This is a genomic window from Capnocytophaga canis, assembly GCF_043187445.1.
GTDB classification, from domain to species: domain Bacteria; phylum Bacteroidota; class Bacteroidia; order Flavobacteriales; family Flavobacteriaceae; genus Capnocytophaga; species Capnocytophaga canis.
Window position 1 is genome coordinate 2165001 of record NZ_CP171121.1, and the last position, 22642, is coordinate 2187642.

The window sequence follows — 22642 nt, forward strand, 5'->3', positions numbered from 1 at the left end:
AGTTCAAGGTACAAAACTCTTAAATGCGATTTTGTTCTTTGTGATGGTAGCCATTTCTTTACCTGCTAGTGCTCAGTCCAGAGACAAAGCTAATACACTCACTGAGCAGAGAGACAACGAAAAAGAAATGGACAACTACCTCAAAGAGACCCAATCCCTCCAACAACAATACTATCCAAACCATAACAACTATTTTATTCCAATTTTTGAGAGAGCAAAATCCGCAGGACCAGAAATAGTCGCTATAGTAAAGCAAAAAATTCAAGAAGCCTTAGACAAATATGCAGAAGTCATCACCACTCCAAAAGACCAACTCACCGTGCACCTTATGGCAATGGAACTTATGATGCCAGCTACCGAATTTACCAATCATAAGGAGGTCGTAGTCATCGATCCAGAGCGAGATCTCGACATGAGACAACTGGCAGCCAATGAAGCAGTACAGGGAGTAACTAAACATTTCAAAGACGCTAAAGAAAGAGCAACGAAAGAAAACGAAAGAGCAACGAAAGAAAACGAAAGAGCAACGAAAGAACGAGAAAAATCAGTCCAAGAACGTGAAAGAGCAACGAAAGAAAACGAAAGAGCAACGAAAGAAAACGAAAGAGCAACGAAAGAACGAGAAAAATCAGTCCAAGAACGTGAAAGAGCAACGAAAGAAAACGAAATAGCAACGAAAGAAAACGAAGCTATGCAAAAGCGTGTTGCCGAAGCAAAAGCAAATCTGGCAAAAATTGAGGCAAGGGGAAAAGAGGTACACAAACAGGTCAATACCACCATTGATGGTATTGAAGAATATATGATTCAACTTGATATCACTCTCCTACCCAAAATTCCCCAAATGCAAGATTTCGTTAAACAATATATGCTCCTTTGCAAAGAAATAGAAAGAAAACCCAATGCTGTAGGTCAAAAATTTATAGATGCTTATCAAAAATTGCAAAAATAGTTGCTTGTGGTTTGTTTTGTTTATTTTTCGGGAATTGTGATTCTTTTTTTTTTGCTTTAAAAAACGCAACGTTGGTGTAAGGGTAGCACACAAGCCTTCAAAGCTTGGTAGCGTATCTCCAGTACGCAGGAGTGGGTTCGAGTCCCATACGTTGCTCAAGTCATACGCCCGTAGTGTAAAGGCAGCACAACGGCTTTCGGTGCCGTACTGGGGCTTCCAACCCCTCGGTTCAGGTTCGATTCCTGACGGGCGTGCCAATAACTGCCAAGCGAACCCCTTAGGGTTGGTTTTGCCTTAAAGAAAGGAAGGAATGAAGCAATTCTTAAAAACGCTTTTGGAGCGTTTTGATATCGGTTATCAAGAGCAGGAACTTAACTGTGTGCTTACTCATAGTAGTTTTTCGCCGGTGAATAACCATTCTCGGTATGTTTTTTTGGGACAGTTTGCTTTTCGTGGCGAGGTGGCTCGTTGGGCATATGAGCATGTGGGCGGAACAGGCACACAATTGCAACATTATTTGGGGAATATGTTTCGGCAGTCCTTTTTGGAATCTTTTTTTGATAAATACCATTTTAGTAGTACTCGCATCAATCCGGAAATAAATATAGCAAGTCAAAAGCATATATTCGTATACGCCTTTTTAGGATTGGTGTACGCCAATGCTACCCCCGAACAGTTAGAAATGTTTATTTTCAAACTCTTTGTGACCCCCAATGAGCATCTGCTACCGCAAAACCACAAAAGCCTTACCCATTGGGAGCAACTTGTGGTGATTTGCAAACAGCACTTTGACCAAAAGCCGAAACTCATCATCGAAAGCCATCAGGGGCAACCGCTCTTGCGGGTAACCTTAGGTAATACGACCATCGGTAGCCACACCTCGGTAAGTTTCAAATATGCCAAAAAGAAAGCTATCGCCTTGGCACTGAAGTACGTAAGTTCACAAATAGAAGAGCGTGTGAGCCAAATGCCTGTTTATGTTGAAAATCAGCGCAAACTTGCCGAAAAACAAGAAGCCGAAAAGCTACAACGCAAAACGGAGAAGCAGGAAAAACACCGCCAACGTATTGACTTGCATTCCGAAAAAATGCGCATCCGCCGTGAAGAGCGTAAAAAATTAGCTCGTCTTCTCGACCAAAAGCGTCGCCAAACAAAACAACAAGAGAAAGAGAGAAAAACATCTCGAAAGGGACGAAACACGATTTATAGAGAATACACCCGCGAGGAAATTGCTGCAATGAGCAACTCCAAACGTCGTAACCTACAAGATAGAGGAATCATCCCCAAAGGCACGGATTGGATGAAGTAGTGAATGTAAATTAATAAAAAAACGTATTTGATATATTGCTAACAATTACATACCTTTGCGTCTTGGTACGTCGCTACAGCAATAATAAAAACATACATAAATGCTCCGAAAACTAAAACAACGTTGGAACGTAACTTCCAATACGCAATTTTGGCTTATTTTAATAACTTTTACAATAACAGGTTCGTTGTCTGCGAGAATATCTCGCCCTTTTTGTGATTACATAGGGTTGGATTTCAATAATTTACATCCTATTCTAGCATGGACACTTCGGTTAATCGTGATTCTGCCAATATACCAAATTACATTGTTAATAGTAGGAACTCTTTTGGGACAATTCCGTTTTTTTTGGGCATTCGAGAAGAAAATGCTCGGCATCAGGCCCAAAAAAATAGAGAACCCTCAGGAGCAAATTGAGGAAAAAGATTCGAAAAAAACAACACAAATACATAATTAATCTATTAAATTTTACAAATTTCATTTTATTACGGAAGTTCTAAGATTTGTCTTGCGATAGTCTACTCTTTTCGAATTTATGAATCGGTTAAATTATAACAAGATTTAATTTTTTAGGTTTTGCGTTTGAAATGAGAAAAATAAAAATGTTTACAAATGAAAAAGCACTTACTTTTATGGCTCTTCGTGAGTTCTTTAACGACTTTTGCTCAGCAAGGAATCACAAATCAATCGAATGTTGGTTTAAAAAAAATCACGATTGAAGACGCAATTTTCGGATACTACAAAAATCCAGATGCACCACAAGGATACAGTTTGCTATATCCAGAAAATTATTATGATTTGCAATGGATAAAAAATACGAACCAATGGATTCATAGTTCTAACGGAAAGTTTAACATCATCGATGCTAATGGTAAAACAATTAGAACCTTGGGAGATGAACTGATGAAAAACTATCCACAGTTAAAGCGTTTACCTTCAATCGGGTATATTGACGAAAAAGAGTTCATCTTTGAAGCTGACAACACGTACCATATCTATGACTATCAAAGCGATAAGAAAACTGGGAGCATTCGCATCCCACAAGAAGCTGATAACAAAGATTTAAATAGAGAAAGGAATGCGGTAGCCTATACCATCGGAAATAATTTATACCTCGCGATAGCTAATAATGAAAAAATTGTGATTACCAATCACTCTGATAAAAATATCGTTTCAGGGCAGTCTATCCATAGACAAGAGTTTGGTATCAAAAAAGGTACATTTTGGTCACCAAAAGGTAATTTTTTGGCTTTCTATCAGAAAAATGAGAGTAACGTAACCGATTATCCGCTCGTAGATATCAATACGCATCCAGCAGTTCCTAAAATTATAAAATATCCGATGGTAGGACAAAAAAGCGAACAGGCATCAATCGGAATTTTTAACGTTGATACACAGAAAACGATATATTTGGATATTGACACCACCGATGAGCATTACCTGACTAACCTATCGTGGTCTCCTGATGAAAAATATGTACTCATCGCTGAAATCAATAGAGATCAGAACCACTATTGGTTAAATAGATACGATGTTGCTACTGGAAAAAAGGTAAATACGCTTTTTGAGGAGAAAAACGATAAATGGGTGGAACCAGAAAATCCCGCTGTATTCCTGCCAAATAAGAATAATGAATTCTTGTGGATGAGTGAACGTGACGGATTTATGAATCTCTACCACTACAACACGGAAGGAAAACTGATCAAAAAATTAACAAGCTTCAGATGGGTAGTGCAAGATATTTTAGGGTTCGACAGCAAAGGGAAATACGTATACATCTCTGGAACAGGAACTGACCCTCGAGAGAAACATACGTTTAGAATAGATTTGACCAATCCGAAGAAAATTCAACAATTAACAAAGGTAAATGGGACGCATAAAACCCAACTCAGTTCGGATGGAAAATATTTGATAGACGTGTACAGCAGTATTTCCATTCCAAATAAAATTGACATAATTAACACAGAATCAACTAAAAGCATCACTATTTTAGAGGCTAAAAATCCGCTAGAAGGCGTAGCTGTGGGCAGTACCGAATTTGTAGAAATAAAAGCCAACGACGGTACAATACTGTATGGAAAGATGCACAAACCAAGGGATTTTGACGTAACAAAGAAGTATCCTGTCTTGTTGTATGTTTATGGAGGCCCTCACGCTCAGTTAGTTACTAATTCATGGGGAGTTGGTTCTTATCTTTGGATGCCTTTTTTCGCTGAAAATGAACAATATATCATATTTACCATAGACAACAGAGGAAGTGCCAATAGAGGTTTTGCTTTTGAAAGTGTAATTCATCGCCGATTGGGCGATATTGAAATTCAGGATCAGCTTACAGGAGTGGAATATTTGAAATCATTGCCCTACGTTGACGATTCGCGGATTGCTGTTCACGGATGGAGTTTTGGGGGATTTATGGCTTCAAGTTTAATGCTTCGTCACCCCAATGTTTTTACGACTTCCATAGCAGGAGGAGCTGTTACCGATTGGAAGTTTTACGAAGTAATGTATGGCGAACGCTACATGGACACACCCATTTCAAACCCCGAGGGATACGAAAAAAGTCGTGTGGGGAAATATTTGGATAACCTAAATGGAAAATTACTCTTCGTTCACGGGAGTGTGGATGATGTTGTTGTACCTCAACATGTAATGTCTATCATACAAGAATCAATCAGCAAAAGAAAAATGGTTGATTTATCGATTTATCCAATGCATGGACACGGGGTTAGAGGAGTTGATAATGCAAATTTGGTTATCCGAATGTTGGAGTATATCAAACAGCACAACAAGTAGTTTACATAACAAAAAGTATTGAGAATTTTTTATTCATTAAACTCAGACTATGGCATACATCACTGTTTTTTACGGGTATTGCCATAGTCTTTTGTAGCTAAATAACAAAACTAATCCGAATGAAAACCCAAGAAATCATCATAAAAGGGGCAAAGCTCCATAATTTAAAAAATGTAACGGTTGGCATCCCTCGCAATAAATTAGTGGTTGTCACAGGGCTTTCGGGATCAGGAAAGTCAAGTTTGGCGTTCGATACGCTCTATGCAGAGGGACAAAGACGTTACGTAGAGAGTCTGTCTTCCTATGCAAGGCAATTTTTAGGGCGATTGGACAAACCTAAGGTCGACAACATTGTAGGCATCGCTCCTGCAATTGCCATTGAACAGAAGGTGAATACCTCTAATCCACGTTCCACCGTAGGGACTTCTACTGAAATATATGACTATCTGAAACTGCTTTTTGCTCGTATTGGAAAAACTTTTTCGCCCATTTCAGGACAAGAAGTTAAAAAACATACCGTTACGGATGTTGTTAATGCCGTTCTGGCATATCGCGAAAGAGAAAAATTATTACTGCTGGCTCCTATCCATATTCCGAGCGAACGAACGATTTATCAGGTATTGCAAATGCTACTGCAACAAGGATTTCTGCGGATTTTGTACCAAAATGAAATCCTTCGGATTGACGAAATTCAAGAAGGTCAAGTGACTTCTGATTTTTCGTTAGTTGTGGATAGGGTAATCGTACAACACAATGAGGATTTTCAACATCGACTGGCCGATGCCGTTGAAGTAGCTTTTTTTGAAGGTAAAGGAGAATGTTTTATACAAGAAATTGAAAGTGGTAAACGAATTAGTTTTAGTAATAAATTTGAATTGGATGGGATTGATTTTTTAGAATCAAACGTTCATTTATTCAGTTTTAACAATCCGTATGGAGCATGTCCCAAATGTGATGGTTATGGAGATGTGATTGGTCTGGATGAAGATTTGATTATCCCTAACACGAGTCTTTCGGTCTACGATAATTGTATTTTTCCATGGCGAGGCGAAACAATGAGTTGGTTTAGAGATCAACTGGTTAATAATTCCTATAAATTTGATTTTCCAATACATAAACCGTGGTTTGAACTTACGAAGGAAGAAAAAAAATTAGTCTGGAAAGGCAATAAGTATTTTACGGGGTTGGATGACTTTTTTAAAGAACTTGAAGAAAAAAGTTACAAAATCCAAAATCGGGTGTTGTTGGCTCGTTATCGGGGAAAAACGAAATGTTCAGAGTGCGAAGGAAAACGTCTACGCAAAGAAGCTGAATATGTAAAAATCCAAGGTAAGAGTATCTCTGACTTGGTTGATATTTCGATTGAGGAATTACAGATTTTTTTCAAAAATTTACAACTTACTGGATATGAGAAAAATGTAGCTAAGCGTTTACTTATTGAAATTGAAAATCGATTGCAATTTTTATCGGATGTTGGCCTGAACTATTTGACTTTAAACCGAAAATCGAACAGCCTTTCGGGTGGTGAAAGTCAGCGGATTAATTTAGCTACTTCACTGGGGAGTAGTTTAGTAGGCTCCATGTACATCTTGGATGAACCCAGCATCGGTTTACATCCCAAAGACACGGAAAAACTAATCGGCGTACTAAAATCATTGCGTGACTTAGGAAATACGGTAATCGTAGTGGAACACGATGAAGAGATTATGAAAGCCGCCGACCATATCATCGATATCGGCCCAAAAGCAGGTACACACGGTGGTGAGGTAGTGGCTCAAGGTTCATATGAACAGATACTTACAGCCGATTCACTTACAGGGAAATATCTCAGTAAGAAGATGAGTATTGAATTGCCAAAGCGAAGGCGTACCTCTCCGCACTATATAAAATTGATTGGTTGCCGTGAAAATAATCTAAAAAACATCGATGTAACTCTTCCTTTGGATATGCTCACAGTAGTTACGGGAGTTTCAGGAAGTGGAAAATCGACTTTGATAAAGAAGATTTTATATCCGGCTATGTTGCGAGAATTGAATATAAACGGAGATAAAGCAGGGCAATTCACTAAACTCGAAGGAAAATACAAACACATTCAGTCGGTGGAGTTCGTTGATCAAAATCCGATTGGCAAATCGTCGCGTTCCAATCCGATTACCTACTTGAAAGTGTATGACGACATACGGAATCTGTATGCTTCTCAAAAACTATCAAAATTGCGAAATTTCCAAGCAAAACACTTCTCATTTAATGTAGATGGTGGACGTTGTGAAGTGTGTAAAGGAGAAGGCGAAGTTACTATCGAAATGCAATTCATGGCAGATGTACATTTACCGTGTGAAGCATGTGGTGGAAAACGTTTCAAAAAAGAGGTGTTGGAAGTTTCGTTCGAAGGCAAAACTATTGATGATTTGCTCAATACTACCATTGACGATGCTATCATTTTCTTTGACCAACATAAACAACATAAAATTAGTGCAAAAATAAAACCTCTGCAAGATGTTGGACTAGGATACGTAACTTTGGGACAATCATCCTCAACGCTTTCGGGTGGAGAAGCTCAACGTATTAAATTGGCCTCATTTTTGGTAAAATCGGAAAGCAAAGAGAAGGTGTTGTTTATTTTTGATGAACCTACCACTGGTTTACATTTCCACGATATACATAAATTGCTTTCCTCTTTTCAAGCTCTTATCGAAAAAGGACATTCGATAGTAGTTATCGAACACAATTTAGAAATGATAAAGTCAGCTGATTATGTGATTGATTTAGGGTTAGATGGAGGTGATAAAGGGGGTACGGTTATTGCCGAAGGAACTCCTGAAGAATTGATTAAAAACAAAATAAGCTACACAGCAACGTATTTGAAACAGGTGATGTAAGAGAATGAAAAAAGAGGGTACTGATTCTTTCCAGTAACCTCTTTTTTATTTTCATAAATAAAACTAAGAATTTTATTTTTCTTTTTTCAACAGACGTTGAGCCGCATCGGAAGCAGCTATCAAACCTCCCGCTGACATGATTATGTCTTTCAATACTAAGCGACCAGCACCTGAAAGATAAGGAAATCCATGTTGTGGTGTTGGCATATCACCTCCTAAATTTGGCACATATACTTCAGGAGTTGTGATTAAAAATGAGAGTGTGACAATTGACATTCCAAAAGTTAACAATCCTCCCCAAAGTCCGATTTTTGGAGACCATATTCCTAATAAGGTCAATAACCCGATGAGGCAAATCATAGCTCCCAGCCCATAGGAAAAAGTATATGTCCCGTTTTGTTTGTGCCATTCAATATTTTTAGCTACCATTTTTCCTTCTGGATTTTTGTGTAAAACATATTCAGGAACAGTTTCTCCTTTGTCATTTACGGCTGTCTTGTCTGTATTGTTATAAAAGAAACTCATAAAAGGGCTGTTTGTTACAAACGGAACAATGCCGTCAGCCTCATATTGATAGACTTTCAATCCTCCAATCCAAGCCATCACGATAAAGATTGCTACTCGGATGTAATTTACAAAATTACGCTGACTACCAGCTAAAAACGTAAGTAATTGCTTCATTGTATTATAAATTTATATGTTACTAATTTGGTTTGCAAAAGTAGTTATATCGCTAAACATACCTAATGGACAAAAAAGGGTTTTACATAGATTATTTTGCTACAACAGAAATTCCTACCGTTTCCCGAAAATGCTTTGGAGACAATCCAACGGCTTTCTTGAAAAACCGACTGAAATAAAATTCATCTTCAAAATTCATTTCAAAAGCAATTTCTTTGATTGACTTACAGGTCAAGTGCAATTGTTTTTTAGCCTCTAAAACAATGCGTTCTTGAATGAGTTTGGCAGGAGATTTTTCAAATAATTGTTTAATTTTTTTACTGAAAGTATCCACCGAAAGATGAGCTTTATCGGCATAGAAAGCTACACTACGTTCGGTCAGAAAATAAGTTTCTAAGTTTTTTTGAAAATCCAACCCTATACTGTTATTTACTTTCAGCATTAAATCTTTCAAAATTAAACTTTTATCTTTACTTGAAAGTGCCAAAATCAGCTGTAAATATGATCGTAACACCGCCTGAGAATACGTCGTTTTCTCTCCTAATTCGGTTTTTATCCGTTTAAAAATTGACTTTATTTCGCTGAAATGTTCTTCCGATAGTTGAATGTGAGGTTGCATATAAATATTATTGAATAACAGTCCGTTACACGCCACCTCTTCCTTATGGTATTCAATACAATAAAAATCGCCATGGAACTGCAACACTTCAACTTCTCCGGGTATTTCTTTCAAAAATTGTATTTTTTGATAGGGTGATAAGAACAAAATCGTATGTCCATCATATTCAAAATCAACTGAATTTACAGAAAAAGCACCGCTACCTACAAACAAAAAAATACAATAATTTTCTACGCTAAACCCTTCTCTGAGTTGTTGTGTGATATTATTTTTTATTGATATATTCATACGCAATAAAATTTCGTTGAACAAAAATAGTTTTTTTTAGGATTTTGGCAAAATTTTTGAGTGGGAAATGTCTAGATTTTGAAAGTAAACTTATTTTTGATTTTTTTCTATATATTAGGAATATAATACTGAAAATCAATATTCAACGCATAAATATTAAATCACTTTTGAACTTTAAAAAACAAATTTCAACAAAAAGAATTTGATACAGATTTTCCTGAAAACGATTGAATTATATTACTAAAAATAGTCATAGAACTAAAAAAATATATACCTTTGCAAAAATATTTTAATTATATCAATAAAAAAATACAATGAATACTCAAAAATCTTTATTAATGATTGCAACAGCTTTTGTTTTAGCGAGTTGCAGTTCTGTGTCTAAGGTGAGCAAATCTTCCCTTGATGTGGCTCCAAGTTCCTATACATCTGTAGGGAAACTAGCTGATGACAATTTAAAAACATGGCCTCATGAAAGTTATTCGGCCAACTTACCGGGGATGAACTTGGGCGGGGCTTATGATTTGTTGAAAAAAATGAAGCCAAAGCAAAAAGTGATTGTTGGGGTGATTGATTCTGGAATTGACATTAATCACGAAGATTTGAGAAATGTGGTATGGACAAATCCAAATGAAATTGCAAACAATGGCATTGACGACGACAAGAATGGCTACGTAGACGATATCCATGGATGGAACTTCTTGGGAGATGTTAACCATGAAAATTTAGAGTATGTTCGTATCTATAAAACCAAGGACAAAAACAATCCTTTGTTCGAAAAGGCAAAGAAAATGTACGAAAAAGAACATAACGAGACATTAGAAGAAAAAGCTTACATGGAACAATTGTATCAGATGATTTTATCAGCTGATGAAGTGTTAGCTAAGGAGTTGAAAAAAACGAACTATACCAAATCTGACCTTGCTCAACTAAAAACATCGGACGATACTATTGCTCAATATGTTGAATTTATGCAACAAATGTTTAATCGTGTAGATGATGTAAATGTTTTAAAATCAGATTTTAATAATGCTGCTAAATACTACGACTCAAAGTTAAAGCATCATTTGAATTTGAATTTTCATCCTCGTAAAACGATTTTAAAAGATGATGAAAATGATTTTTCCAAAAAAGGCTACGGAAATAACAACGTAATAGGGCCTGATTTGGAGGAGTCATTACATGGAACACACGTAGCAGGAATCATTGCAGCTGAACGTGGCAATGGTATTGGAATTGATGGAGTAGCAAATAATGTACAGATTATGGTTTTGCGTGCCGTTCCTGATGGAGACGAATACGATAAAGATATTGCTTTTGCCATTCGTTATGCAGCTGATAATGGAGCTAAAGTAATCAATACAAGTTTTGGAAAGGGACTTTCTCCTCACAAGGATAAAGTGTATGAAGCTATAAAATATGCCGCTTCAAAAGATGTATTGATTGTAAATGCAGCAGGAAATGATAGCAAAGATATTGATGTAGAAGATACTTATCCGAACGATGAAATAAATGGTAAAGAAATTTCAGATAACTTCTTGACTGTAGGAGCTTTGAACTATATGTTCAACGAAAATCTAGTAGCTTCATTCTCAAACTTCGGAAAAAGAAATGTGGATGTTTTTGCTCCAGGAGTGAAAATTTACGCACCTGCACCTGACAATAATTACAAATTTTTACAAGGAACTTCTATGGCTTCGCCTGAGGTGGCTGGAATTGCAGCTTTGATCAGAGTTTACTTTCCAAACTTAACAGCAGCTCAGGTAAAACAAGTAATTATGCAATCGGGAGTTAAACCAAATTTAGAAGTAAAAGTAGGTGAGGGAGAGAATAAAAAGAAAGTTCCTTTCTCTGAACTTTCAACCTCCGGTACTATTGTTAACGCTCGTAATGCTATCATCTTAGCAGCGAAAATGAGTTTACGAAAATAGGTATAAAAAAATAGAAAGAGGCTGAAATCTAAAAAATCAGCCTCTTTCTTTGTTTTTGTGATAAGAATCACTTACGTCGATTCCTTCGCTCCTGTGATATTTTTTCAAAATCAATAAGGAAAGCGGGATCTTGCTCCTCCAATTCCTCTCGAGCAAAAGCTCTAAGCAAAATTTCCTCGATCCAATAATCCTCTTCAACTTCGGCAGGATTATATTCACTTTTTAGTGAAATATCATACAGCCATGCAGTGTTGTTATACCAAAAGGCATTCCAACCGTTTCGAAGTTCTTTTACTAAATTAAAGGCGGTTCTTCCCGTTTGCCGATGAATCAGTTTTACTAAAATACGCCCCTGTGAACGAGAAAGTTGCTTCAATTCGTCCGTAAATCGGTCTTCAATATATTTTTGGGTACGCTTAACATACGTTTTTTTTGTGCGATTATTTTTCATCGTATCCATCGTTTGCTCCATAACATACAACCGATCGGCAGCCATTTTCGCATACGGATACACCTTTCTAACTCGATTTCGTAAAATTAAATATTGCTTTCGAGCCTCTTCATTGGGAAATGTGCGTTCTGCTCGCTCAAAAACATACACATCACTCAAACGGATTGTATCAATAAGTTGATAATGTGGTTTTCCAATCGTATCATGCTGTGCGTAAGCATGACTAAAGAAGACAAACCCCAATCCATATATCGTCAAAAGTATTTTTTCTCTCATATAAAATTATTTCAGCCAACAAAAATACAAACTATAATGCGAAGTACCAAAAATCACACCATATCCATTTTTCTGTTACAAAATTCATTTTTTTTCAAATGTTTTTTCGAAATAAAATTGTATATTTGTTGTCGGGATCTTACAAAAAAATGTTTACGAAAATGTATTTTGCTTATGGATAGTTTATTTTCACCGATGTATCTCACGTTATTCATTTTGGCTTTAGCCTCTTTCTTTTTTATGCAAGGAAAAGTACGTTCTGATTTAGTAGCAGTTTGTGCTTTGCTGTGTTTGATGTTTTTTAAGATACTTTCTCCAGAGGAGGCTCTGGCAGGATTTTCAAATTCAGTAGTCATAATGATGGTGGGGCTTTTTGTGGTTGGAGCAGGTATTTTTCGCACTGGATTAGCAAAAATGATAAGTAGCCGTATTCTTCGTTTGGCAGGTAATAACGAGAATTTGTTGTTCTTTTTGGTAATGTTAGTAACAGCTTCTATTGGAGCTTTCGTGAGTAATACAGGTACAGTAGCGGTGATGATGCCTATTGTTGTGAGTATGGCTGCGAGTGCTAACTTGAATCCCTCTCGCTATTTAATGCCACTGGCATTCGCTAGTAGTATGGGATTATTCACACTAATCAGTACCCCACCAAACTTAGTTATCCAAGATGTACTCACCCATGGAGGTTACAAGCCGCTTTCTTTCTTTTCTTTTGCCCCTGTGGGACTTATTTGTCTGGTAGTGGGTGGAATAGGAATGTTTTTCTTGAGTAAATATTTAGTAGATACTAAAACAGATGGAGCTACAAACTCTACGAAAAAAGGAAAAACATTACAAGAATTGGTCGATGAATACCGATTGAATCATCAGGCTTTCCGATTCAAAATTCCAAAGGATACGCCATTACTAAACCAATCATTGGCAGAGTTGAAAATTGCCACGAATTACGGAATCACTGTTACAAAAATCACTCGCAAAACCAGTGCTTCGGGCTTCGGTAAGAAATATTTAGAAATAATGGCAACTCCCAACTCCTTGATTTTGCATGGAGATGTTGTCTATTGCAATGGGAGTGAGGAGAATATTCATCGTTTTGCAACAGAAAATGGACTTACGATCGAAGAAGATAAAGAGGGAACTTTTTCTGATTTCCAAGAATCCGGTATCGCTGAAGTGTTTGTAATGCCGAACTCAAAACTGATAAATCATACCATTCGTGAAGCTCGTTTTCGTGAGGAATATAACGTTAGTGTGTTAGGCATAAAAAGGCAAACAACATATCAGCGCGATGATTTTCAAAACATAAAACTTCATTCAGGTGATGCTTTACTGATTCAAGGTACTTGGAAAGACATTGCGGAAATAGGCAACTTACAGGATGATTTGGTTTTGTTAGGGCAACCATTAAAAGAGGCTGCTAAAGTAACCCTTGACCAAAAAGCTCCAATTGCTGCACTGATAATGTTGGCAATGGTCGTAGCAATGGTAACTAACGTTATCCCTACTGTCACTGCAGTTTTAGTAGCATCGGTATTGATGGTCGTCACGGGCTGTTTACGAAATATGGAAGAGGCTTACAACAGTATCAATTGGGAGACCGTTGTACTGATAGCAGCAATGTTACCGATGGCAACTGCTTTTAAAAACACTGGAGCTGCTTCCCTAATTTCAAATGGATTGATTCATCAACTGGGATCTTTCGGGCCTTATGCTTTGTTGGCAGGTGTATACTTCAGCACATCTTTACTTACTCTTTTTATCAGCAACACAGCCACAGCTGTTTTATTTGCTCCAATTGCTTTAAACGCCGCGCAAGGTATGGGAGTCAGTCCCTATCCGTTTCTGTTTGCAGTTGCCATAGCAGCTAGCTTATGCTTTGCCTCCCCCTTCTCAACTCCTCCAAATGCGTTGGTAATGCAGGCAGGACGATATAGCTTTATGGACTACGTTCGCATAGGAACTCCATTACAAATTATTATGGGAATCGTTTTTGTGTTTCTGTTACCATTGTTGTTCCCTTTTTAATGAGGTTTCAACAACAATTTATTTAGTTGGTTTTATTTTAGTTTCCGAAAACTGTACACTTAGCTAATTTTAGCACATACAGTTCTCAATTTTTAAAAATATTTCAACTTTATTTTTTGTTTTTTAGAAAAAAACGTATCTTTGCACCTATAAACGAGGATGGGAGGGGACATAAAGTCCCCTCTTTTTATACAAAATGAAATTAATAGAAAAGGTTAAAGAGTTAGTAGACAATGCTTTAAGTGAAAACCCAGCATTGTTTTTGATAGATTTATCAGTGTCGAACGACAATGCCGTTCGAATTGTGATTGACGGTGATAACGGCGTAGGAATTGACGATTGCATAACCTTAAGTCGTTCTGTGGAACACAATTTAGATCGTGAAGAGATTGATTTTTCAATCGAAGTGACTTCATTCGGAGCTACGGAACCTTTCCATTTGGAGAGGCAATATCAAAAAAACATTGGTCGCACTGTGGAAGTGTTGAAAAATGATGGTAAAAAACATGAAGCTCTGCTTAAAGGTATTGTTGATGGGAATGTAATTTTAGAAACCGAAACACGTGAGCCTAAACCTGTGGGGAAAGGGAAAATAACTGTAAAAAGAGAGCTTCAGATAGCTCTAAGTGATATAAAAGAAACGAAAGTAATCATTAAATTTTAATCGAAATTATTATGGACAATCTTGAATTAATAGAGTCTTTTTCAGAGTTTAAGGATAATAAACTTATCAACCGTGAGACTTTAATGGCGATTTTGGAAGAGGTATTTCGCAATACTTTGAAAAAGAAATATGGTTCAGATGACAATTTTGACATAATCATTAACCCAGATAAGGGGGATTTACAGATTTTTAGAAATCGTGTGGTTGTGGAAGATGGAGAAGTGAAAGACCCTAATCAAGAAATCGAATTATCGGCAGCTCAAAAAATTGAGCCTGATTTTGAGGTGGGAGAGGATGTATCAGAGGAAATTAAAATCAACGACTTGGGTCGCCGTGCTATCTTAGCATTGCGTCAGAATTTGATTTCAAAAATTCACGAGTATGACAGTACTACCATCTATCGTAAATTTAAAGATTTAATTGGTCAAATTTATATCGCTGAAGTTCATCATATTAGACATAAAGCTATTATCCTTTTGGACGACGAAGGCAACGAAATCGTTTTACCAAAAGAGAAACAAATCCCATCGGATTTTTTCAAAAAAGGTGAACACGTACGTGGAGTGATTGAAGGAGTGGAACTAAAAGGTAACAAACCGTCAATCATTATGTCGAGAACATCACCAGTGTTTTTGGAGCGTTTGTTTGAACAAGAAATTCCTGAAGTAGCCGATGGACTCATTACTATTAGCAAGGTGGTTCGGATTCCTGGTGACAAGGCTAAAGTAGCTGTAGACTCATATGACGACCGTATTGACGCGGTGGGTGCATGTGTTGGTGTTCGTGGAGCTAGAATACATGGAATAGTTCGTGAGTTAGGAAACGAAAACATTGATGTTATCAACTATACAAGTAATCCAAATTTGTTGATTGCTAGATCACTGGCTCCTGCAAAAGTAAATTCAGTTACGGTGGATGAAGAAAATAAAACGGCTCAAGTGTTTTTATCACCCGAAGAGGTGTCAAAAGCGATTGGGAAAGCGGGTTACAATATCCGTTTGGCTGGTCAATTGACAGGATACGATATTGACGTATACAGAGATGGCATAGATGACGAAGAGGATATTGAGTTAGAAGAATTTGATGACGAAATCGAAGGATGGGTGATCGAAGAATTCAAAAAAGCAGGATTAGACACCGCTAAAAGTATTTTGGAGTTAGACATCACTGAGTTAATGAAACGTACTGATTTAGAGGAAGAAACCATCCGTGAAGTTATCAGCGTCTTACAAGACGAGTTTGAATAGACCGTGCAGAGAAAGCGAAGTTATATGGCACATAAGGAGTGCTTAAAACATAAAATTAAAAGTAAGCCATAGGTTCAAATCCTAAGCCTATCGCTTATAGCGTAAAGCAAATAAATATAATATATGAGTGAGGGAAAAAATATACGATTAAGTAAGGTTCTAAGGGAATTTAATATTTCTTTAGAGACAGCTGTGGATTATCTTAAAAAGGATAAGGGAATTGAAGTGGAGTCGAATCCGAATACAAAGATTTCGGAAGACGCATACAAAATGCTTTCTGACAAGTTCAACGCTGATAAAAATAAGCGCGAGGCTTCCAAAGAAATCGTTCAAGACCAACGAAAAGAAAGGGAAGCTATCCGAATTGAGCAAGAAAAAGAACATGAGGAAAAACGCAAACAACAAGAACAGGAGGTTATCAAAGCCCGAGGTACAGTTGTGGGAATCAAAACGGTAGGAAAGATTGATTTAGAGCCTAAAAAAGAAAATAAGTCATCCGAAAAAGTTGTTGATAAAATTAAACAATCTACTGAAAAAGAAACTGTTGCACAGATAGAAAATACACCTCAACCTGTTGAGAAAAAAGAAGAAAAGCCTCAAGAAATAGTAGCTACTCAAGAGGAAACTGTTATAGAGGTTACTGAAAAAGAGTCAGTTACGTTTGAAAAAAACAAAAATAAACAAGATAGCAAAAAAGAATTCCCTCAAAAAAACAAATCCCAAAACACTCAAAATGATAAGTATCAATCACTTAATCAACATATTATAAAAGATTCAAAACCCCAAAACGATACTGCCAAAAATCAGGAAAAGGAAGAGCCTGAAGTAGGTGTAATCGAAACACAATATCAAAAATTGACAGGGCCGAAGGTTGTAGGAGAAAAAATCGACCTAAGTCAATTCGATAAGAAAAAGAAGAAAAAGAAAAAAGACAAAGCTAGTAAAGACAAGGAAAAAGTCAATACAGATGCTCCTAAAGAGGATGAAAGTGGCGACAAAAAACGCAAACGTAAGCGTATCAAAAAAGATGATGTAGCCTCATCATCACCTCACAAAGACAAAAAAGACGGTAAAGGAAAGGATAAAAAACAGAAAACTTTTGCAAAAGTAGAACCTACCGAAGAGGAAGTACAAAAACAAGTACGTGAAACTTTAGAAAAATTACAAGGAAAAGCTACTAAGTCGAAAGGAGCCAAATACCGAAAAGAAAAACGCGACTTACACCGTCAGAAAACCGAAAGTGAGTTAGCTCAATTAGAACAAGAAGAAAAAATCTTAAAAGTAACAGAATTTGTTACTGTAAATGAGATAGCTACGATGATGAACGTACCTATCAATAAGGTTATTGGAGCGTGTATGTCACTGGGAATTATGGTAACGATGAACCAGCGTTTGGATGCTGAAACGTTGACCATTGTAGCAGATGAATTTGGCTATGAGGTTGAATTTGTAACCGCTGATATTGAGGAATCTATCCCTGTGGAAGAAGATGAGGAAACGGATTTGATTCCAAGAGCTCCAATCGTAACTGTTATGGGACACGTGGATCACGGAAAAACATCACTTTTGGACTACATTCGTAAGGAAAACGTGATTGCAGGAGAAAGTGGGGGAATTACGCAACACATTGGTGCTTACAGCGTAAAACTTGAAAGTGGGGAAAGAATTACGTTCTTGGATACCCCAGGACACGAAGCCTTTACAGCGATGCGTGCCCGTGGAACAAAAGTTACGGACATTGCTATTATCGTAGTAGCTGCCGACGATGATGTAATGCCACAAACCAAAGAAGCTATCAGTCACGCACAAGCAGCGGGAGTTCCTATTATATTTGCTATCAATAAGATAGATAAACCTACAGCAAATCCTGAGAAGATTAAAGAACGTTTGGCTGGAATGAATCTCTTGGTGGAAGATTGGGGAGGAAAAATTCAATCGCAAGACATTTCTGCTAAACAAGGAATTGGCGTTCAAGAACTATTAGAAAAAGTACTACTTGAAGCTGAATTACTGGAGTTAAAAGCCAATCCAAACAAACGAGCTTTAGGAACTGTTGTAGAAGCATCATTGGACAAAGGTCGTGGATATGTTTCGACAGTATTAGTTGAAACAGGAACTCTACGGGTTGGAGATTATGTATTGGCAGGAACAAACTCTGGAAAAATCAGAGCGATGCACGACGAACGCGGTAAAAAAGTAAAAACTGCAGGTCCTTCAACTCCGATTTCGGTTTTAGGTTTAGATGGTGCCCCACAGGCAGGAGATAAATTCTATGTATTTGAAGATGAACGTGAAGCAAAACAAATCGTAGCTAAACGAGCTCAATTACAGCGCGAACAATCAGTACGTACACAACGTCATATCACTTTGGACGAGATTGGAAGACGTATTGCTTTGGGAGATTTCAAGCAGTTGAATATCATCTTAAAAGGAGACGTAGACGGTTCGGTAGAAGCCTTGACGGATTCATTCCAAAAACTTTCAACAGAAGAAATTCAAGTGTCAATTATTCATAAAGGAGTAGGAGCAATTACCGAATCAGATGTATTATTAGCATCAGCTTCGGATGCGATTATTATCGGATTTAATGTCCGACCAATGGCGAACGCTCGTGCATTAGCTGACAAAGAAGAGATAGATATCCGCACTTACTCAATTATATATGATGCAATTAATGACCTCAAAGATGCTATGGAAGGAATGCTTTCGCCTGTATTCAAAGAGGAAGTTACCGGTACGGTCGAGATTCGTGAGTTATTCAAAATTTCGAAAGTTGGAACTATTGCAGGATGTATGGTTACCGATGGAAAAATCTATCGCAATTCAAAAATACGTATTATCCGCGAAGGCGTGGTTATTTACACTGGAGAACTGTCTTCGTTAAAACGTTTCAAAGATGATGTGAAAGAGGTTTCTAAAGGATATGATTGCGGGTTACAAGTGAAAAACTATAATGACATCAAAGAAAACGATGTATTAGAAGCATTCCAAGAAGTCGCTGTGAAAAAGAAATTGTAAGATTTTTGTGACCAAAAAAAGACTTTCCAAGACATTTGAAAGATGTCTTTATTCTCACGAATAGAAAAGTATGGAGTATAAAACTATGATGAAGTAATCTTTACATTATTGATATATTCATAATTAGAGATTACTTCTCTTCAACTCCTTTATGTAGAATCTGTTACAAATTGGTTCTAACGAAATTTTGATTCTTCTGTATGAATACAGAACTTATCTAAAAAATGTCATTTTTAATAGAGTACACACTTCTATCTTTAAGTTTTTCTTTAACATTAAAGATAACATATTAAATATCCTTTTTTACGTTAATATTTGGGTTACATATACGAAATCTTCCCATGACAACTGTTCTGGACGTTTATCAAAAATAGGATTATTTTTTATTGATTCATCTCTGAGAAAGGATTTAAGGCTATTGCGAAGAGTTTTACGCCGTTGTTGAAATCCTGTCTTAACAATAGTAAAAAATAACTTCTCATCGCAATCCAAATGAAATTTCTGTTTGCGAACTAATCGCAGTACCCCACTTTTTACTTTTGGGGGAGGATTGAAAACCTGCTCTGACACCGTGAATAAATATTCGGCTTCGTAAAAGGCTTGTACAAATACTGACAAAATACCGTAGGTTTTTGTTCCCGCCTTTTGGCAAATACGTTCAGCAACTTCCTTTTGAAACATTCCACTAAATTCGGGTATTAACTCTCTTAATTCTAATGTTTTAAAGACAATTTGTGAAGAAATATTATATGGAAAATTTCCTATAATGGCAAAAGGCTTATGCTTGAAATAAGAAGCAATATCATAGCTTAAAAAGTCGGCAGCGATAATTTTATTCTCCAATTCGGGGAAATGTTTTTGAAGGTAAGCTACCGATTCACGATCGATTTCTACCACGTGTGTATCAATGTTTTTTTGCAATAGAAATTGAGTTAAAACTCCCATACCTGCTCCTATTTCCAGTACCTTTTCGTACCCCGAAAGGGATAAGGTATCTGCTATTTTTTGAGCGATATTTAAATCCTTTAAAAAGTGCTGTCCAAAGTGTTTCTTTGCCTTAACGGTATCCATATATTTTTGTCTTTCTGGTAATAAAATACGAAGATTACTTTTAAATCACTCTACTCCAAAGAAGTTTTCTAATTCTTTCAAGGTTTGGTCAGAGGTTTGTATATCTTTAACTACTATTCCTTTGTTTAGAGCTACAATACGAGAAGTTACTTCAACCGTATGAAGCAAATCATGGCTTGAAATAAGTATTGTAATATTCTTATTTTCAGATAGTTCTTTAATAATACGTTTGAGGCGTATTTGAGTTGTTGGGTCAAGATTAGCAAATGGTTCATCAAGGATCACAACTTCAGGGTTGCCGATAAGTGCAGCAATAATACCCACTTTTTTCTGATTTCCCTTGGAAAGGTCGCGTAAATATTTTCGTGAACCTAAAATCTCATCATTGAAAAACTCTTTATATTGCGTCAAAAAATCATTAACGTCAGCTTTGTTTTGTCCGCGAAGTTCTCCAACAAAATAGAAATACTCCTCAGGGGTCAAATATCCGATAAGAAAACTCTCATCAATGAAAGCAGTAGTAAACGGTTTCCATTCTTCATTAAGATTTACTTGAATACCACGATTAGTGATACTTCCCGTCGAAGGTTCAATAAGATCGAGTAGTAGATTAAAAAAAGTAGTTTTTCCTGCTCCGTTGTTACCTACAAGCCCGAAACTTTCTCCTTTGTTAATAGTCAGTTCGGGAATATTCAAAACAGTTATTCCGTTATACGTTTTGCTGAGGTTATGTACTTGTATCATAAAGGTTTATGCTTGTTGTTTAAATCCGTTAATGGTAATGTATTTTCTTGATTTGTACTTGTTTGCAATAAATTCAAAAAAGTATTCTCTACATAAGAAACCTATGAATCCTAATACTGCAAGAATCATGATTGCCCATGTTTCATCGAAGATTGATTTACATAGCCAACCTATCAATATAGGAAAGACGAGAAAAGGAATCGCTAACAACCATTGAACGATTCCCATTCCTTGGTAGTTCATCATGGTAGATTTGTCCAGATCAATTCGTTTTTTGTTAAATGCACCCATGTAAAGTAGTATGGGCACGTTTACACCAAGGTTGTACAAGGCTGTAGCTAAATTCACCAGCAGAATATGTTTTCCAAAATATACGTAGGGAATAGTAAGTAGTGTGAGCAACAATATAGAGCCATAAATCAAGTATGCTTTGGACTTAACATACTGTTTCATAGGGATATTCTGAGCCATCAGCATTGTATAATAAGTACTGTCCCATGCAGGAATAAACTGCCCGAAATTGATTAAGAAGACTCCTGATAAGAAAATTCCAATAAAAATTGAAAACAAAAAAGACTTACCTATCTCAGGATTTGGATAAAAAAGAAGTCCGTAAAAAACGAAAAACATCATCGTCCAAATAACAGATTTACTACGCTTATTCCGCCAAATAAGCTTCAAATCAAGCTGTAAAAACGGAGCTATATCCCCAAAAAGTCTCACCCAACCGAAATCGGCAGTACTTACGGTTTTGTTCTTTGATTTTAATACGTTATCTAAGTAAAAACTTTTACGTAAGTGATTGAAAATTAATTTGTATGTAAGAAAACATAAGGCTATTGGAATAACAACAAAATAAAATTGTTCTAGCAATATATCCATTAAATTTCCTATAAAATGAGATGTTTTAAATATATCAAAACGCTCTAATCCTACTAGAATTAGGACAATTGCAACGTATGGGACCAATTTTTTGATATTGTCAGAGAAATATCTATTCAACAGAAAGTTCAGAAAATTAGCACTAAACATCAATGACAAAATGGCTATCCACCAGCACAAGATGCTGACCAAAGAATAATCTCCTACATAAATGTTCCACACCCCAAAAGGGAATATTAACAAAGGAGTAAAAAAATTAAACGGTGAAAAGAGAGTTTTTGTCAGTAAAAATCGAATGATTCTTTTTTTATTTATATTATTGATCAATAATGGTTTAACGTTTATAATAGGAAGTGATTGCCACATGAACCTAACGAAAAATTCTGCTAAGAACCAATAAACTACGAACATATTGACAATTAGCATCGGTTTTTGTTCAGGAAATGCTTCTTTCAAGAGTGGATACAGTCCTATTCCTAAGGAAAAAAATATGATAATAAAATAAATAGCTGAAAAAGCCAATAAAATCTTTACTGCCAAGTTTTTACTGAAACTAGCTGAACGCAAAAATGATTTCCATTCGAGAAATAAAAAACGTTTAAACATATTTTAAATGTAAAGGTGTAAAGGTTATTATTCGTGTATTGGTATTTCATTAAAGCACTATTTTTATGCTTATAAATTAAACTTTTAGGAGTTTAAAAAATTCGGTTGGATTCTGAAAAATAGACTACTGTTCGGCAAAAGTAGTTTTTTTCTCTAACAAAATCAATTCTTTTACAAATATTTTGGTATCTTTGTGGGATGCTTATAAA

16 protein-coding genes and 1 tRNA gene (1 of these 17 running past the window's edge) are annotated in these 22642 nt (G+C 36.4%); 11 read left to right on the top strand and 6 right to left on the bottom strand.

Annotated features, from left to right (window positions below; all coding sequences use genetic code 11):
- From ACF3OB_RS09250 to uvrA, 6 genes are all read left to right on the top strand, one after another.
- Window positions 1-949 carry the 3' portion of a hypothetical protein gene (locus ACF3OB_RS09250; protein WP_392447524.1) on the top strand. The gene continues 5 nt to the left of window position 1, outside the view, so only the last 949 of its 954 coding nucleotides appear in the window; its start codon lies off the left edge, out of view; it ends in the stop codon at window positions 947-949.
- Window positions 950-1113: 164 nt separating this feature from the next.
- Window positions 1114-1206: transfer RNA gene (locus ACF3OB_RS09255), tRNA-Arg, on the top strand.
- 53 nt (window positions 1207-1259) lie between these two features.
- Entirely contained in the window at window positions 1260-2258 is a 999-nt protein-coding gene (locus ACF3OB_RS09260) for a hypothetical protein (protein WP_013996238.1), read from the top strand.
- 100 nt (window positions 2259-2358) lie between these two features.
- Window positions 2359-2715 carry a DUF6787 family protein gene (locus tag ACF3OB_RS09265; protein ID WP_042348603.1) on the top strand — a complete coding sequence of 119 codons (357 nt, stop codon included), beginning with the start codon at window positions 2359-2361 and terminating at the stop codon, window positions 2713-2715.
- 155 nt (window positions 2716-2870) lie between these two features.
- Window positions 2871-5051: a DPP IV N-terminal domain-containing protein gene (locus ACF3OB_RS09270; protein WP_392447526.1), complete on the top strand. Its 2181-nt coding sequence runs from the start codon at window positions 2871-2873 to the stop codon at window positions 5049-5051.
- 119 nt (window positions 5052-5170) lie between these two features.
- Window positions 5171-7930, top strand: a complete 2760-nt coding sequence (gene uvrA / locus ACF3OB_RS09275; RefSeq protein ID WP_172920022.1) for an excinuclease ABC subunit UvrA — start codon at window positions 5171-5173, stop codon at window positions 7928-7930.
- Between the two features lie 72 nt (window positions 7931-8002).
- Here uvrA and ACF3OB_RS09280 read toward each other — a convergent pair whose 3' ends face one another.
- The gene (locus ACF3OB_RS09280; RefSeq protein ID WP_042348597.1) at window positions 8003-8611 is read right to left on the bottom strand and encodes a DUF417 family protein; all 609 of its coding nucleotides are present in this window, start codon (window positions 8609-8611) and stop codon (window positions 8003-8005) included.
- A 91-nt stretch (window positions 8612-8702) separates the two neighbouring features.
- Complete coding sequence (locus ACF3OB_RS09285) at window positions 8703-9518, bottom strand: helix-turn-helix domain-containing protein (protein WP_042344151.1); 816 nt, start codon at window positions 9516-9518, stop codon at window positions 8703-8705.
- A 314-nt stretch (window positions 9519-9832) separates the two neighbouring features.
- On the opposite strand from ACF3OB_RS09285, the gene ACF3OB_RS09290 reads away from it, so the two are divergent.
- Entirely contained in the window at window positions 9833-11449 is a 1617-nt protein-coding gene (locus ACF3OB_RS09290) for a S8 family peptidase (RefSeq protein ID WP_392447530.1), read from the top strand.
- Window positions 11450-11516: 67 nt separating this feature from the next.
- Here ACF3OB_RS09290 and ACF3OB_RS09295 read toward each other — a convergent pair whose 3' ends face one another.
- Window positions 11517-12176: a DUF4294 domain-containing protein gene (locus ACF3OB_RS09295; RefSeq protein WP_042005426.1), complete on the bottom strand. Its 660-nt coding sequence runs from the start codon at window positions 12174-12176 to the stop codon at window positions 11517-11519.
- Between the two features lie 195 nt (window positions 12177-12371).
- Here ACF3OB_RS09295 and ACF3OB_RS09300 point away from each other — a divergent pair, with 195 nt between their 5' ends.
- From ACF3OB_RS09300 to infB, 4 genes are all read left to right on the top strand, one after another.
- Window positions 12372-14201, top strand: a complete 1830-nt coding sequence (locus tag ACF3OB_RS09300) for an SLC13 family permease (RefSeq protein WP_042344130.1) — start codon at window positions 12372-12374, stop codon at window positions 14199-14201.
- 196 nt (window positions 14202-14397) lie between these two features.
- Window positions 14398-14865, top strand: a complete 468-nt coding sequence (gene rimP, locus ACF3OB_RS09305; protein ID WP_042005424.1) for a ribosome assembly cofactor RimP — start codon at window positions 14398-14400, stop codon at window positions 14863-14865.
- Between the two features lie 11 nt (window positions 14866-14876).
- Entirely contained in the window at window positions 14877-16112 is a 1236-nt protein-coding gene (gene nusA, locus ACF3OB_RS09310) for a transcription termination factor NusA (protein WP_042344132.1), read from the top strand.
- Window positions 16113-16235: 123 nt separating this feature from the next.
- Window positions 16236-19130 (top strand): translation initiation factor IF-2, encoded by a 2895-nt coding sequence (gene infB, locus ACF3OB_RS09315; RefSeq protein ID WP_095893386.1) that lies wholly within the window; start codon window positions 16236-16238, stop codon window positions 19128-19130.
- A 303-nt stretch (window positions 19131-19433) separates the two neighbouring features.
- Here the strand turns inward: infB and rsmA are convergent, their stop codons facing one another.
- Genes rsmA through ACF3OB_RS09330 form a run of 3 tightly spaced genes read right to left on the bottom strand, consistent with a single transcriptional unit; the run spans window position 19434 to window position 22433 of the window.
- Window positions 19434-20201, bottom strand: a complete 768-nt coding sequence (gene rsmA, locus ACF3OB_RS09320) for a 16S rRNA (adenine(1518)-N(6)/adenine(1519)-N(6))-dimethyltransferase RsmA (protein WP_172918393.1) — start codon at window positions 20199-20201, stop codon at window positions 19434-19436.
- A gap of 45 nt (window positions 20202-20246) precedes the next feature.
- Window positions 20247-20945 (bottom strand): ABC transporter ATP-binding protein, encoded by a 699-nt coding sequence (locus tag ACF3OB_RS09325; RefSeq protein ID WP_042007328.1) that lies wholly within the window; start codon window positions 20943-20945, stop codon window positions 20247-20249.
- Window positions 20946-20951: 6 nt separating this feature from the next.
- On the bottom strand, window positions 20952-22433 hold the full coding sequence (locus ACF3OB_RS09330; protein WP_392447533.1) for a DUF5687 family protein: 1482 nt from the start codon (window positions 22431-22433) through the stop codon (window positions 20952-20954).
- Between the last annotated feature and the right edge of the window lie 209 nt (window positions 22434-22642).